Source organism: uncultured Hyphomicrobium sp., assembly GCF_902826555.1.
Lineage (GTDB): Bacteria > Pseudomonadota > Alphaproteobacteria > Rhizobiales > Hyphomicrobiaceae > Hyphomicrobium_C.
The window spans coordinates 1-14,773 of record NZ_CADEFI010000043.1; the positions used below are offsets into that span (position 1 = coordinate 1).

A 14,773-nucleotide genomic window follows, 5' to 3' on the forward strand; every position below is an offset into this window, starting at 1 on the left:
GCGCCGATCCGATCGCCATCACCGACAACATGAACTTCGGCAATCCGGAGCGGCCCGAGATCATGGGGCAGTTCGTGGCCTCCGTGAAAGGCATGGGCGAAGCCTGCCGGGTGCTCGACTACCCGGTCGTGTCGGGCAACGTCTCGCTCTACAACGAGACCAACGGCGTCGGCATTCCGCCGACACCCGCCATCGGCGGCGTGGGCCTCATCCCCGATACCGCGCATGTGGCCGACATCCGGCTCAAGCGCGAAGGGGAGCTTCTGGTCGTGCTGGGGCGCGAGCAGGGCTGGCTCGGGCAGTCGCTCTATCAGCAGATCATCTGCGGCGCGCTCGAAGGGGCGCCGCCGCCAGTCGATCTCGCCGACGAGATCAAGGCCGGGCGGCTCGTGCGGGCGCTCATTCGGGAAGACAAGGTCTCGGCGGTGCATGACATCTCGGACGGCGGCCTGCTGGTGGCCATCGCCGAGATGGCCTTGGCATCCGGCGAGAAGGGCAGCGGGATCGGCGCGGAGCTGTTCGCCTACGAGGGCAAGCTGCCCGCGCATTCGATCTGGTTCGGCGAGGATCAGGGGCGCTACGTGCTCGCCGTCGATCCGGAACGCGCGGAGGAGGTCGTCGAGCGGGCGCGCCTGCTGGCACTGCCCGCGCGCATCGTCGGGCGTACGGGGGGCGAGGCCATCGTGCTCAAGGGCGAGGAACCGCTGGCCCTCTCAGAGCTGGCGGCGATCAGCGAGAGCTGGCTGCCGAAATACATGGCGGGCGAGCTTTAGACCCAGCGGCGCGGGCAATGGACGAAACCGAACTCAAGGAAAAACTCTCTTATCTCGCCCGTTTTGAAGACAGCATAAGAGAAGTCATCCTGCCGCCCGATTTTTTTAGGGCGTCGGAGAACGCTCGCCGATACCTCAATCCGCACCTGCAGGCCATCAAGTTTCACTTGCATCACCTCATGACCGAAACCCGTCCGTGGGATTTCGCCGAATGCAGCAAGTTGCTGTCGAGTGTTTCGCAATACATGCACAAGGAGTGGAGCGCGCACAGCGCGGCCGTCACGCACGCCAACTCCCGCAACCAGCCATTTTGCTTGTATTTGCGCGATTTCTCTCTCGTGGCCTTCGGCATTCAACAACCCGACCCGGCCGACGGCTGGGGGGTGGCGTTCGCCAATGTCAATGTCGGAGGCTCCTCGCAGGGGGTCTCTTTCGCACTATCCGAGCTCAGAGAACGCATCAACTTTGTAACCATCAAGCACACCAAAGACATCTCTCTCGCATTTCAGCCGGACCAAACGATTCCTGCCATCAGGGTCAGCGATTTCAACTGGAAGCCGATAGCGACGGAGCTGATAGGGCGGAGCCACTGCGTGGTGCTGCACGTCGAGCAGCTCTCGCCGGGAACCCTGTACGAAGTGGACCGCCTGCGTGACGCGGGCAAGCAACAGGCCTCAATCGTCATAAACTGCGGCATGAACCGCGCGGCGGTCCCGAGCCTCCAAGAGGCACTTGCGGATTTTCCGCACATCTTTAGCGGCGAGCAGTTTTTCTCCGACGCTCCAGGAGAAACACGCCTGAGCTCAACCGTGCGCAACGAAATCATCCAACGCTTTAACCGACAATCGTTCTCCACGAACGTCGAGCCACTCGAATTTCCCTATCGCATTTTGGATCCTGGCGACCTTGGCCAGTATCTGAATGGGTCCTTGCCAGAAGCGCAGTCTCCGTCGGACTACAGCAACTGCCTGTTCGTTCCGCCAGCATGCGCGATCGAGTTCAAGTTTTTCACACAGCGCTCCTACGCCGTATTGCGGACGTGGCTCGATCACATGGACGCGGTTATCGATCCCCTCAACGAGGAGGGCTGCAATAGGTATCTCGCGGATGTGAGGGAGGTGATATTTTCTTCATTCAATCTCGGAATGCTCGGCACTATCGCGTGGTGCCTGACGATTTATGCCAAGATCAGCGCATCCAGGTCCTCCGAGGCAAAGAATGTCGAAGCCGCTTTTGACCTTCTCCAGTCGGCCGAAAGGTTCGCCATCATGACCGGCAAGGAAAGCCTGATCGCCCTGCAAGGCACCCTGAGACAAGAGTTCAGCGCCTTGCCCAGGGCGTAGTCGGTCAACGCAACACTCCGACCCATTTGTCGAGGCGGACGCCGACGCTGCTTCACGCGACATCGTTGCCGGTGGGCGGGCGTTTGCGGCCGGTGATCATGGCGCGCACGAGGTTCTCGTGATGCCGGACGCTCGCCAATGCAACTCCCGCGACGTGCAGCGCGACGAGGCCGAGCGTGACGTTGGCCATCACCTCGTGGATCTCCTCCAAGGCTTTCGAATGCTCGAAGGTGGATGTAGTCATCATGATCCCGGTGGCACTCAAGCCGGCGAGCATGGCGAGAAGTGCCACCACCATGGCCCCGCCCGCGGGATTGTGACCGATGTAACGGGGCTCGTGTCCCGTTGCGACGACGCCGAGGTACCGGAGAACCGCTGCGGGAGGCTTCACGAACTGCGCGAAACGCGCGTAGCCCGGACCGAGCACGCCCCACACGAGACGCCAAGCAATAAGGGCGGCTGCAGCGTAGCCAGCCCAGACATGGAGCGTTTCGATCTCCTCCGCGCTGAGGTAGGCGATCGCGAAACTCGCGACCAGGCCCCAGTGAAAGATGCGCGTGAAAAGGTCCCAGACTTTCACAGTCGCGGCGGCGGTGCCGCCGGCCTGCTCCGGTTTCCTAGCGGACGGTGGTGGGACGTGGGTGTTCATCGTTGGCCTCCAGTTTCGAACGCTCGGCGTCCGACCTGGAGCTTCAACCTGAACCATGCCTGACAAAACGCGGCGCCCCTGACGCAGATCAACAATGAGCGTCTTCGCGGCCGCGCGATCCCACGCACCCGATCCGTCGGCGACGTCGGGGAACGTCACCCGCGGCGCGCGGCCTCGATCGCGGCGACATCGATCTTTGTCATCGTCATCATCGCGGCGAACGCGCGCTTGGCTTCGTCGCCACCCACCGCCAGGGCTTCCGTCAGCACGCGCGGCGTGATCTGCCAGGACACGCCCCACTTGTCCTTGCACCAGCCGCACGCACTCTCCTGGCCGCCATTGTCGACGATGGCGTTCCAATAGCGGTCGGTTTCCTCCTGATCGTCGGTCGCGATCTGGAACGAGAAGGCTTCGTTGTGCTTGAACGCGGGACCGCCGTTGAGGCCGAGACAGGGCACACCGGCGACCGTGAACAGAACCGTCAACACGTCGCCTTCCTTGCCGGATGGGTAATCACCCGGGGCGCGGTGGACGGCGGTGACTGCGCTGTCGGGAAAGGTCTCGGCGTAGAAGCGGGCCGCCGCTTGGGCATCCTTGTCGTACCAGATGCAAATCGTGTTCTTGGCCATTGCGTGTCCTTTCCCTTTTCGAGCGGTCGATGCTGTCTGCTCAAGGACGAACCAGGGTCCGCGGATCCGACATCCTGGCTATTTTTTTTGGAAGAGACGCCGATCCTTCAATCGCCTCGCGAAATCTCGTTGCGGCGAGAACTATTTACTCGCCCCAGCCGCCGATGGCCTTGACCTCCAGGTATTCCTCGAGGCCGTAGCGGCCCCACTCGCGGCCGTTGCCGGATTGCTTGAAGCCGCCGAAGGGCGCGCGCCGGTCGTTCATGACGCCGTTGAGATTGACGTTGCCGGCGCGGATGCGGCGTGCCACGGCGCGCGCGCGGTCCTCATTGCCCGCGGAGACGTAGCCCGCCAGGCCATAAGGGGTGTCGTTGGCGATGCGGACGGCGTCGTCCTCGTCCTTGTAGGGCAGGATCGAGAGCACGGGGCCGAAGATTTCTTCGCGCGCGATCGTCATATCGGGCGCCACGTCGGCGAACACAGTCGGGCGCACGTAGAAACCCTTGTTCAAGCCTTGCGGGCGGCCAGGTCCACCGGCGGCGAGCCTCGCGCCTTCGGCTGCGCCGGTCTCGATCAGACGCTGGATCTTGTCCCACTGAATGCGATTGACCACGGGGCCGAGATCGATCCCCTTCTCGCGCGGATCGCCGACGCGCAGACCGTCGGCGACGGCGGCCGCGATCTCGGCCGCTTCCGTCATGCGGCCTTCCGGCACCAGCATGCGGGTCGGAGCATTGCAGGACTGCCCGGAGTTGTTGAAGCAATGGCGGGTGCCGCCGGCGACGGCCTTCTCGAAGTCCGCGTCCTCCAGGATGATGTTTGCGGACTTGCCGCCCAGCTCCTGCGTCACGCGCTTCACGGTCGGCGCGGCGCGGATCGCGACGTCGATGCCAGCACGCGTCGAGCCCGTGAACGAAATCATATCGAGCCCGGGGTGCGCGCTCATGGCCGCGCCGACCTCGGGTCCGAGGCCATTGACGAGATTAAAGACGCCCGGCGGCACGCCCGCTTCGTGCAGCACCTCGGCCAGGATCAGCGCGCTGGTCGGCGTATACTCCGACGGCTTCAGCACCATGGTGCAGCCCGCGGCGAGGGCCGGTGCCACCTTGCATGCGATCTGGTTCATGGGCCAGTTCCAGGGCGTGATCTGGCCTACGACGCCAATCGGCTCGCGCACCACCATCGCCTGCCCGATGCGCTCTTCGAAGACATAGGCCTTGAGCGCTTCCTGCGTGGTCATGAAGTGGCTCAATCCGGCTCCGGCGTGAACACGCTCTGCCATGCCGAGAGGTGCCCCCATCTCGTCGGAGATAGCGGCGCCGACGTCTTTCATGCGCTTGGCGTAGATCTCCATGATGCGCGCGAGCAAAGCGATCCGCTCTTCGCGCGACGTTGCGGCGAAGGACGGCCAGGCGGCGCGAGCTGCCGCGACGGCGCGGTCAACATCAGCGGCGCTGCCCACGGCAAGGTTGTAGAGCGCTTCCTCGGTGGCCGGGTTGACCACGGGTATCGTGTGCCCGCCGATGGGCTCGACCCATGCGCCGCCGATGTAGAATTTCGTCCGCTCCAGCATGTCGCTCGGTTCCGTATGCCTCAAAGTTGCGGGGCTCTCTTGGCACGTCGCGGCACGCGAGGCCAGCCCTCGCAGGGCCGCGGATGCGGGTGTCTTGAATTCGAGAAAGAAAAAAGTAACGCTAGTTTCTTGAATTTTTTCCCGACAATTTTTGAATTGTGAATCAAAGACGACGGACAAATAGATAAAAGTTTAAATGAATTGGCGGACACTGCTCCCAGGCAAATTTCCTCGGAGCTTCAGTCCATGCGTAAAGCTGCAATCGCAGGGTTGCTGACCGCGACCCTCATCCCGCTCTCTCTCGACCAACACCCCCTCACCGCCCCGCAAGCCCACCTCGCGACAACGTCGTGGTCGGAACTCAAGATCAACGGCGCCATCAAGACGGCGCTTTTCACCGCCGAGCGCAACGCCGAGATCGAGCGCTCCATGCGCCGCACGGAGCTCATCCGCGAGCGTGAGTTCACCGCTCAGCGCAACCGGGAGATCGAGATCTCGCTTGCCGCTTCCTCCTACGCTCGCCCGGCCCTGATCGCGGAAGCCCGCGCTGCCGAGCGCAAGATCGCCATCGCGGCGCTCGAGGGTATTCGCAAGGCCGTCTTCATCGCGGCCCGCAACGGGGAGATCGACCGCTCGATCGCGGCCACCAACCGCGCCCGGGAGACGCTGGCAATTGCGGCCCGCAACCAGGAGATCGAGATCTCCATGGCGCGGGCGGAGACGGCCCGCCTCGCTCGCTTCACCACCGAGCGCAACACCGAGATCGAGCGCTCGATTGCCGCTTACGACGGGGCGCGCACGCAGCTCTTCGCCGAGGCCCGCAACCTCGAGATCGCCGCCAGCATGCAGCGCGCCGCTCGCCAGCAGGCCATCGCATTCTCGGCGGCGCGGAACGCGGAGATCGAGCTTTCGCTTGCCCGGGTGAACGGGGAATCCGAGATCGCGGTGCTCAACCGTATCGCGCCCCACCTCATCGAGACGGGCAGCATCAACCTGGATCTGCCGATCTCCACCTGCCCTCACCACTGATCCCGGACGAGGCCGGGCGGCAGTCCGCCGCAGCCTTTCCCCCTCGGATCGCTCCGTATAGACTTGCCGAGGCCGCCCCTCCCGGGCGGCCTCACGTTTTTTGAAGGAGCGCGCTCTATGCCCATGGATCCGACCGAAATCGAGCGGTTGATCAAGGCGCAGTTTCCCGATGCCAAGATCCAGATCCAGGATCTGGCAGGGGATGGCGACCACTACGCGGCTCGGGTCGAGAGCCGGGCGTTCAAGGGAAAAACGCGGGTGCAGCAGCACCAGATGGTCTACGAGGCGCTCGGCGGCCGTATGGGGGGGGTGCTGCATGCCCTGGCCCTTACGACCGCGACGCCGCCCGACTAGGCCTTTGCCCGGTCCGCACCCGGGGCCGATTGACAACAGCGGGCCGTACGCCACATCTACGGCACGAATTCCCGCCGGCGCCCGCCGGCCGATTGACATCAGGAAGGTTCGACCATGACCGAAGCCGCCGTGCACGAGGCCATCAAAAAGACCATCGATAGCAACGACGTAGTGCTATTCATGAAGGGAACGGCGAAGTTTCCGCAGTGCGGATTCTCGGCGCAGGTGGCGCAGATCCTCAATCACCTGGGCGTTCCCTACAAGGACGTCAACGTGCTCGACGACCAGAACATTCGCGAGGGCATCAAGAGCTATACCAACTGGCCGACAATCCCCCAGCTCTATGTCAAGGGCGAGTTCATCGGCGGCGCCGATATCGTGCGCGAGATGTTCCAGGCCGGCGAGTTGCATCACCTGATCCACGAGAAGGGCATCCCGCATACCAACCACGGCTAGGCACGGTGCGCGGCACGCCGGCAGCCGGCCGAAAGCCGGATCTGCGCCCTGCCCGGCCGATTGGCTGACGCATTACCGATCCGTTGACAAAGTTTTGCCGCCGGGGCCCCATCTACTCACGTGCGGATCAAAGGGTCTTCGGATAGGGCGTTGGGCGGATCGATGCGTTTGGGCGGCCGACGGTTCCTGTTGAGCCTGGCGATCATCGGCGCCGCCGTCTGTCTTGCGCTCGGCATCTCGCTGCCGATCATCCGCCTGACCAAATATGTCTTCTGGAGCACGGAGCACTCGCTGCTGTCGACCGTCGAGGTGCTGATCCGCGACGGGCAGACCTTTCTCGGCCTCACGGTGCTGGTGTTCTCGATCGTGCTGCCGGTCCTGAAGCTCCTCTACCTGCTTCTCGTATCGACGCTGCCGGCCGTCGAGCTCACGCGCCAGAACCGCCGCCTCAAGGCGCTCGAATGGCTCGGCAAGTGGTCGATGCACGACGTGCTGGTGCTGTCGCTCACCATCTTCTTCATCAAGGCGCAGGGCGTCTACGACGCTTCGAGCCTCTCCGGCGTCTACTATTTTACCGCCGCCGTGGTGCTGATGATCCTCTCCTATGCCTGGCTCAGGACTGAAGGGCTGGCGGCGCGCTCGCCCGAAGAGCCTTCGACGCAGACGTTCGTCGCGCGGCAGATTTCGCCCTACCGCAACTTCGTGCTCTCCTTCCTCATCATCGTGGCAACGGTGTTTTTCGCGCTCGGCATCATTCTGCCGGTGATCCGCTTCACCACCATCTATGTGTGGACGAACGAGCATTCCATCGCGACCATCATCTGGGCGCTGTTCGAGAACCAGGAGTACTTCCTGACGGTGGTGCTGTTCCTGTTCTCGATCTTCTTTCCGTTCCTCAAGCTCTTCTACCTGCTGACGCTCGTCACCTCGCCGGACATCCCGCCCGAGTTCCGCAAGAAGTCGATCGCGACCATGGAATGGCTCGGCCGCTACTCGATGACCGACGTCATGGTGCTGGCGCTGATGATCTTCTACGTCAACTCGTCGGGCTACACCGAAGCGACCGTGCTGCCGGGCGTCTATTTCTTTGCCGCGTCGGCGATCATCACCATGCTGGCCTACGGATGGGCGAACACCGTTCCGGTGGCGCGGCGCGCGCCGGCGGATGCCGGACCGGAGCCATCGCCTCCCCCGCCCCGCAAAAGAGTGCGGCTGACCGAGCGTCTCGCGGATGTCGACGAGGGCTCGCAGGTCGTGACGCTGCCGACGAACCCGGGGCGCCGCCACCGCCCCGCCTGAGCCGTCGCTCCAGGTTCGGGGGCAATGCGCTTTCCTCACGTATGATTTGCCAGCGATTACGGGCTGTGTATTCTTCGTGCTGGGCATCCAGCCGGGGGCGGCCGATATGGGGGGCAAACGTCGCATCGACGTGATGCTGTCGAGCACGTTCTTCGACCTCGTGGAGCATCGCGAGGCCGTGCTCAATGTCATGAACGGCCTGCAGCTCACGCCGCTCGCGCAGGAATTCGATGCCGCGCTGCCGGACTCCGATCTCATCAAGGCCTCTCTGGACAAGGTCGATGCCGCCGACGTGTATATCGGGCTCATCGGGTCCCGCTACGGTCAGCGGCCCGTCTGCCCAGTCCGTAATCCCGATAATCTCTCGTTGAGCGAGCTCGAATTCCGCCGTGCCGTCGAGCGCGGATTGCCGCGCTGCATGTTCATCATGGGCGCCAATCATCCGCTGACGCGGGCAGACCTCGACCGGAGCATCGCCGAGGGCAGCGATAGCCACGACAGGCGGGTTGCCTTCATCAAGGCCGCCAAAGCCGATCGGATCACTGCGGAGTTCAACTCAAAGGACCACTTGAAGGCGCAAGCGGAGCGATCCATGGGCGCCCTCTGTCATCTGCTCCGAGATGCAGAGGGCGGCGCCGGCCAACCCGCTAACCGTCAGCCGCCCGGCCCCGACGACGACATACCGACTGCGCCGCCTGCGTTCCACTACGTGCGCAAGCCCTATATCGAGAAACAGGGCTTTGCCGGCCGCGCAGCCGAACTCGCGCTGATCGATACATGGAGCACTGGCCCGGATGCCATGCTCCTGTTCCAGGCCATCGGCGGCATGGGCAAGAGCCTGCTCACGTGGCACTGGGTCCGAACGCGCAGCACCAGCGTGCGCGGCGATTGGGCCGGGCTACTCTGGTACAGTTTCTACGAGCAAGGCGCAGACCTCAACGATTTCTGCGTCCATGCACTCGCCTATATCCGCGAGCAGCCGCCGAGCGCGTTTCGACAGCGGCGTACCATCGACCTCGGCACCGAATTGCGCCGCGAACTCGATGCTCGGCCGTGGCTGCTCATGCTCGACGGCCTGGAGCGCGTGCTGGTTGCCTACAACCGCGCCGGCAAGGAGCACATGACCGACGAGGAGGCAGCCGTTGCCCGCGACGGCATGGGGCTCGACCGCGAACCTCGGAGCTGCTTCCGCCCGGAGGACGACGAAGTTCTGGCAATGCTCGCACAGTCCGCCTGCGGGAAGTTGTTGGCTTCGAGCCGTCTTACACCAACCGCGCTCACGAACGACGCGCACCTGCCGATCCGCGGCGTTCAGCACGTCGCCCTCGAAGGCCTTGCGTCCGAGGACGCCGAGCAGGTGCTGGTCACAGCCGGCGTGCGTGGCGACAGCTGGCGCATGCGCCGTTTCCTGCAGGACAAGATCGGCGGCCATCCGCTATCGGTCGGCGTCGTCGCCGGGCAGGTGATGACCTACGTCAAGGCCCGCGGCGATTTCGACAGCTGGGTGGAGGATCCACGCGGCGGCGCGGATCCAGATCTCCTCGTGAAAGACCTGCGCGGGCGCCAGAACCACATTCTGGCGCGCGCGTTCGAGGATCTGGACGACGCGGCACGGTTGCTGCTCGCCAGCTTGGCGATGGCGAACGTCGCGCTCACACACGATGTGCTCGCACTGCTCAATCCCATGCGGCCGATCGAGCCGAAGAAGGTCGATCCGCCGGAGATATGGAGCAACGACGATCTCTACTTTCGAACCAAGGATCACGAGATCGACAAGGCTTACTTGGCATGGAGCGCCGCAGTCACTGCGAAGGCCCGTGCAGCAGCGCAGGACGCTCTCAACACTCTGCACGAGCGGAATTTTGCGGAGCGCAAACAGGCCCATGACTTCTATCTGGCCGCGCGGGTGGCTTTAGAGCCGGATATTGCCGCAGCCGACGCTTGGCTCGTGCGCACACTTCCAGAACTCGAGGCGCGCGGACTTTTGCGCTACGACGCCGATACGAGCACGCTCGACATGCACCCGGCCATTCGCCATACGGCGTTGCTCGGACTGACTCCCGACGTGCGGAGCGACACCGGCAGCCGCGTCTCCGATGCATTGTCATCGCGCGCGATCAAGCCGTTTGCCGAAGCGCGGACGCTCGACGATCTGGCCCTTGGCATTTCCCGGGTCGAAGCGCTCAATGCCGCCGGCAAAGTCGATGAGGCGTGGGACCTGCTTCGCGGCAGCGAATTGGACGATGCCCTCATTCGTCTCGTTCATGGCCACGAGCTGCTGGAGCTGATGCAGCCTTGCTTTCCGCGCGGCTGGGAACAGGGGCCACTCGGTCTGACGCGGGATCACGAGGATGAGGCCGTCAATCTTGCCGCGCTGGCTTTGGCCTACGTCGGAAAAAAGAGGCAGGCGCTCGCTCTCTACACGGGCCTGGTCAAAAAGCAGGTCGAGAAAGGTACCCCGCAGGCGACCACACTGGGCTCCTTGGCGACCACCCTTTGGCAGCTCGACCAACGGGCGTCCGCGGATCGGCTCTTCAAACTTGCGCTTCGGCTGGCGGATACAGAGGACGACAAGACCGAGTTGCTCAGGCAGAGAGCCAGTCACGCTTTCGTTCAGACCTCGGCCGGGCGCCTGGATGAGGCTGAAACAATTCTCGCACCCTTGCGCGATAACAGCGACGTCAAGGACGCCGAACGCGAAGCTCAAATTATCGCGTACGACCTCCGCCACGCTTTTCATTCGGGCCGAATAACGCAGGAGTCTGCTGCTGGGATTTTGGCGCGGACACGCGAACTCGGTCAACGATACTACGAGCGCACCGTCTTGTTCACGATCGCCGATTGGCACCAGACGAACAACCGCCACGACGACGCGCTCGATGCATTCGGCGATCTGATCGCACTGGAGAACGAAGCCGGATCCCCTCGCCTCCTGCGTTTCGAAGTGTTTCGCGCCGTTTCTCTGGTTGCCCTGGGACGGCGGGACGAAGCGATGCGCGTTGCGGTCAAGGGCGACCGCAGCAAAAATGCGGTGCACGTCCCCCTGGCAGTGCTTTGGCTTTCGCTGGGAGATCCGGTGAAAGCCCGCGGGCATGCGATCGCGGGTTACACGGAAGCCTGGGGGGAAGGCCCGCCCTATCACGATCACTGGGAGCTCGAAAAGTGCCGCAAGGTGCTTGCTGCGCTCGGCGAGCCTGAACCTCCATTGCTGCCATTCGATCCCGCGAAGGTGTCGCCATTCGATTTCGAACCCGAGATCGAGCGCTTCATCGAGACGCGGCGCGCAGAGAAGGCAAAAAAGGCGGCCGAAGAAAACGGGATCACGACAATAAGCCCGCAGCTGCCTTCGTGGCTCGACTCTCCTTCCGGTTCCAAGGAATTGCCGCCGGTGGCCCGCGAGCCGTCCGCGAACACCTCTCCCGTCGCGCTCGCCGCGATTGGTGCGGCCCCGACGAAGCGCTACGGCGGGGGAAAACGTTGGATCGCGTTGCTGGCTGTCATCGCTGCGCTCGCCGCCGCGCTTGCGAGCCCCGATGTTCAAGTCCGCGTGCGCGAACTTCTGCAGTCCTTCCTCGGCTAGCGTGCGGGTTCCACGGCCGCCGCACGCTGTCCCTTGCTCTACCGGGTGCCCGCGCCTTCTCCGACGACCACGAACGGGGCCCAGAAAGCGGGGTGGGTCTCTGCCTCGGTGCCTTGATCGAGGATATCGACCATGGCGCGGCGCATGGCTTCGGAGCGGCCTGCGCCATCCGCGTTTTGATGGTGCACGGCGCCGGTGACGAGCTTCACCGCGGCGCGCTCATACACCGACCAGTGTGAGACCAGGAGCGCGCGGGCCTGAGCATAGAGAAACGCGCGCGCGAGACCGGAGAGCGCTTCGCCGCCCTTCTCTCCTCCCGCGGCCGTATTGCATGCGGAGAGGATCACCCAGTCGGCATCGAGCTTGAGCTCGGTCACCTCCGAGGCCGTGAGATATCCATCGTCGCTTGCATCGGCCGCGCTCGGGTTGTCGGAGGGCGTCAGGATCAGACCCGGCTCGTCAACGCCGCGCACCTGGCCGGCCATCACGCCATGCGTCGCGAACTGGACGATGCTGTACTTCGCCAGCTCGTTGTCACCGTTGAGCTTGTGAAGATGGCCTTCCGTGGCCTCGCTGCCGAGGTAGACGACACTGCCCGCAAACGCGGGGTCCTTGGCGATGGCGCATACTTGCGTTGCGGTGCGCGGAATCGGGGCGAACTGCTTCACCTGCTCGATGGTTTCCTCGGCGCCGGCGGTGGCAAAGTCGGCAATGGTTTCGAGAAGGGCTTCCTCCTTCGACGGTGGCAGGTCGCAGGATTGGCGGTAATGAGCGATGGTGCTCAGGATGGGATCCTTGCCGTTGCCATCGAGCGTCGGATTGGCGAAAGCAATCATCGTCGGCTTTTGCGCCTGCGATTTAGCGCCGCCGTGGCGCAGCGCGCCCAACGACGCCACGGAAGGCAGGACAGTGACGGCGTTCTTGCGGGCCAGCCATGCGACGTCGCGGAGTTTCTGCCCCGGGGCGGGCGACGCGGTGACGAGCGCCTCCAGGGGGAGCCGCGTGAGGGCTCCCGAGGGGACGACCAGAAGATGCTTGCCCTCGACGACATCGGCCAAGCCGCCGAACAACGCCTCGTAGAGTTCGTGGGCTTTGGAGACGTCGAATGGAAGCGGCTCGTGGCCTTTGGGATCGATGGCATCGGTGCGGCCCAGCAGGGTCTTGCAGCGCTCCGCGCCCTTTCCCCGCCACGCGCCGCGATCGAGACCACAGCGCAGGGCGGCGACGCTGTCATTGAGAGCGTCCGTGCCAAGCTCGACACGGACCCACCGCGGCTCTCCCGATTTTCGCACCGCCCAGATGAACGTCTCCGCGGGTGTCGTTTCCGTCTTCTGGGTGTCGAGGAAAAGCACCAGCACTTCGTTATCGTGGAGTTGCTGCTGGACACCGTCGACGGACATCGGCTTGGCGCTGGTGAAGGCTGCAAAGTCAGGGAATTCCTCAAGCAGCTCGGCGTCGATCCCGGCGACCTCATGCGAGATCTCGCCGAGCCGCCGCGCAAGGGAGGCTTCGAGCTCCGGGTCGCGGCGCTCGTCGGGCAGCGCACGCTGCTCAAACATTCGCTTGTCCGCCTCACTCCAGGCACTCCAGAGATCCTGACGGCGGCGGACCTTCTTGGAAAGCTCGGGATTGCCGACCACGTTGCGCGCGGCCATCTCGACCACGGATGAAGCAGCCTTCGACAGAGCAACCACCTGCACTTTCTCGAACGACCGCTTTGCCATCTCGGACTTGCGAGCCGGCTCGCCCTCCGCGATCCGGTAGGCAGCCTTCGCATAGCCGGCGCCTTGCCAGACTTGCTCGGAAAATTCAGGCCGGCGCCCTAGAAGCGATTTGTTGAGAAGCGTGTTGCGGTACTCGACGGCCTTGGCGTAGATCTCGATGCCCTTGCCGAAACGCGCCTCGGCTTCCTTCCAATGCGCTTGGGAGAGATGCAACATCCCGAGCGCAGATGACAACTCGCTGTGATCTGCATCGGGCTGGGCGTCGTGGCTTTCGAATATGTCCAGGCCGCGCATGAGCGCCTGCTCCGCCAGATCCGTCTGACCCTGGGCAATAGAAGCCTGCCCGAGCGTTCCAAGGACGGGCGTGAGATACGGATGATTTGGCCCGTAACGCTCCTCCAAAACCGCAATCGCCTGCTCGGCGAATGTTTGCGCCTCCTTGTAGTTCCCAATGGCGAAATTGACCATGGCCACCGCCGAGAACAGGACCTGGTCGGCTTCGTAGGCATAGGGAAATGTCTTGTGGAGAGCCACGGCCTCTGCAAGGAGGGGGATGGCTTCATCGGTGCGTCCCAGACGATGCAGGACGCTCGCAAGCCGGACAGCGGAATTGACGAAATTCGATGGACTTTGCGCTTTTGCAAGGCCTGCCCTGTCCAACGCGAGCGCCTCGCTGAAGTACTGGACGGCCTCCTGCTCGCGGCCGAGCTTGATGTAGACATCCCCCATATTACTGAGCGCCGCGGCCTTCCATTCGCCTAAGTCCATTTGAGATTTCTTTTCCGCGTCCTGATAGATGGTCAACGCTTCTTTGATCACGGCCTCCGCCTCTGCGGATCGACCCGTTTCGAGATATAGACTGACCAGCGACATGCGGGCGGAGGCGGCGTCGATCGAAAGCGATCTTCCGGTGCGCTCGTCGAACTTCAACGCCTCACGGGTCAACGCTTCGGCTTCGTCGAACCGACCGAGGCGCAGGTAAATGTTTGCAAGCTCAGACAGCGATTTGCCGCGCAGCATATTGATGAGCTTGTCGTTCGGCTGTTCCGGCAGGCCGCTCAGCAACTCACGGACCTTCTCCGCGATGAGCTGTGCATCCTCGTATCGCCCCTCTTGGACGAGTCTGTTCAACTGCCCGTTGAGATCAATGATGTGCTCGGTTTCGGGCGCGATCTCCGACCCATGATCCTGAGCAGCAGCCGAAGCGATGAAGGCCAATAGGATGGCCGCAACTCCGATGGCCCGCATGTCACGCTCCCCGCATTACCGCAGCGCGCCCGCATTCCAGAAATGATCGAGTTTTGTTTTGAAAAGCGTCGCGTCGAAATTGTTCTTGAAAATCCCACGCTGGCGTCTCGCAATGA

General features: G+C 63.5%; 11 protein-coding genes. 7 read left to right on the forward strand and 4 right to left on the reverse strand.

What is annotated here, in order from left to right:
* On the forward strand, positions 1–773 hold a 773-nt coding region (locus QZV93_RS14915), incomplete at its 5' end, for an AIR synthase-related protein (RefSeq protein WP_295559418.1).
* A gap of 17 nt (positions 774–790) precedes the next feature.
* Positions 791–2,116, forward strand: coding sequence for a hypothetical protein (locus QZV93_RS14920; RefSeq protein WP_295559419.1), 1,326 nt, complete (start codon positions 791–793; stop codon positions 2,114–2,116).
* A 52-nt stretch (positions 2,117–2,168) separates the two neighbouring features.
* Here the strand turns inward: QZV93_RS14920 and QZV93_RS14925 are convergent, their stop codons facing one another.
* The 3 genes from QZV93_RS14925 to QZV93_RS14935 all read right to left on the reverse strand — a co-directional run bounded on the left by QZV93_RS14925 (position 2,169) and on the right by QZV93_RS14935 (position 4,967).
* Positions 2,169–2,765, reverse strand: a complete 597-nt coding sequence (locus tag QZV93_RS14925; RefSeq protein WP_295559420.1) for a cytochrome b/b6 domain-containing protein — start codon at positions 2,763–2,765, stop codon at positions 2,169–2,171.
* Positions 2,766–2,920: 155 nt separating this feature from the next.
* On the reverse strand, positions 2,921–3,394 hold the full coding sequence (locus tag QZV93_RS14930) for a VOC family protein (protein ID WP_295559421.1): 474 nt from the start codon (positions 3,392–3,394) through the stop codon (positions 2,921–2,923).
* A 145-nt stretch (positions 3,395–3,539) separates the two neighbouring features.
* Positions 3,540–4,967, reverse strand: coding sequence for an aldehyde dehydrogenase family protein (locus tag QZV93_RS14935; protein WP_295559422.1), 1,428 nt, complete (start codon positions 4,965–4,967; stop codon positions 3,540–3,542).
* 246 nt (positions 4,968–5,213) lie between these two features.
* On the opposite strand from QZV93_RS14935, the gene QZV93_RS14940 reads away from it, so the two are divergent.
* The 5 genes from QZV93_RS14940 to QZV93_RS14960 all read left to right on the forward strand — a co-directional run bounded on the left by QZV93_RS14940 (position 5,214) and on the right by QZV93_RS14960 (position 11,685).
* Positions 5,214–5,996, forward strand: a complete 783-nt coding sequence (locus QZV93_RS14940) for a hypothetical protein (protein WP_295559423.1) — start codon at positions 5,214–5,216, stop codon at positions 5,994–5,996.
* A gap of 117 nt (positions 5,997–6,113) precedes the next feature.
* Positions 6,114–6,350 carry a BolA family transcriptional regulator gene (locus QZV93_RS14945; RefSeq protein WP_295559424.1) on the forward strand — a complete coding sequence of 79 codons (237 nt, stop codon included), beginning with the start codon at positions 6,114–6,116 and terminating at the stop codon, positions 6,348–6,350.
* Between the two features lie 114 nt (positions 6,351–6,464).
* Positions 6,465–6,806 carry a Grx4 family monothiol glutaredoxin gene (gene grxD, locus QZV93_RS14950; protein WP_295559425.1) on the forward strand — a complete coding sequence of 114 codons (342 nt, stop codon included), beginning with the start codon at positions 6,465–6,467 and terminating at the stop codon, positions 6,804–6,806.
* 162 nt (positions 6,807–6,968) lie between these two features.
* Positions 6,969–8,105: a paraquat-inducible protein A gene (locus QZV93_RS14955; RefSeq protein WP_295559426.1), complete on the forward strand. Its 1,137-nt coding sequence runs from the start codon at positions 6,969–6,971 to the stop codon at positions 8,103–8,105.
* Positions 8,106–8,211: 106 nt separating this feature from the next.
* Positions 8,212–11,685, forward strand: a complete 3,474-nt coding sequence (locus QZV93_RS14960; RefSeq protein WP_295559427.1) for a DUF4062 domain-containing protein — start codon at positions 8,212–8,214, stop codon at positions 11,683–11,685.
* Positions 11,686–11,723: 38 nt separating this feature from the next.
* Here the strand turns inward: QZV93_RS14960 and QZV93_RS14965 are convergent, their stop codons facing one another.
* Positions 11,724–14,657: a CHAT domain-containing protein gene (locus tag QZV93_RS14965; protein WP_295559428.1), complete on the reverse strand. Its 2,934-nt coding sequence runs from the start codon at positions 14,655–14,657 to the stop codon at positions 11,724–11,726.
* Positions 14,658–14,773 lie beyond the last annotated feature (116 nt).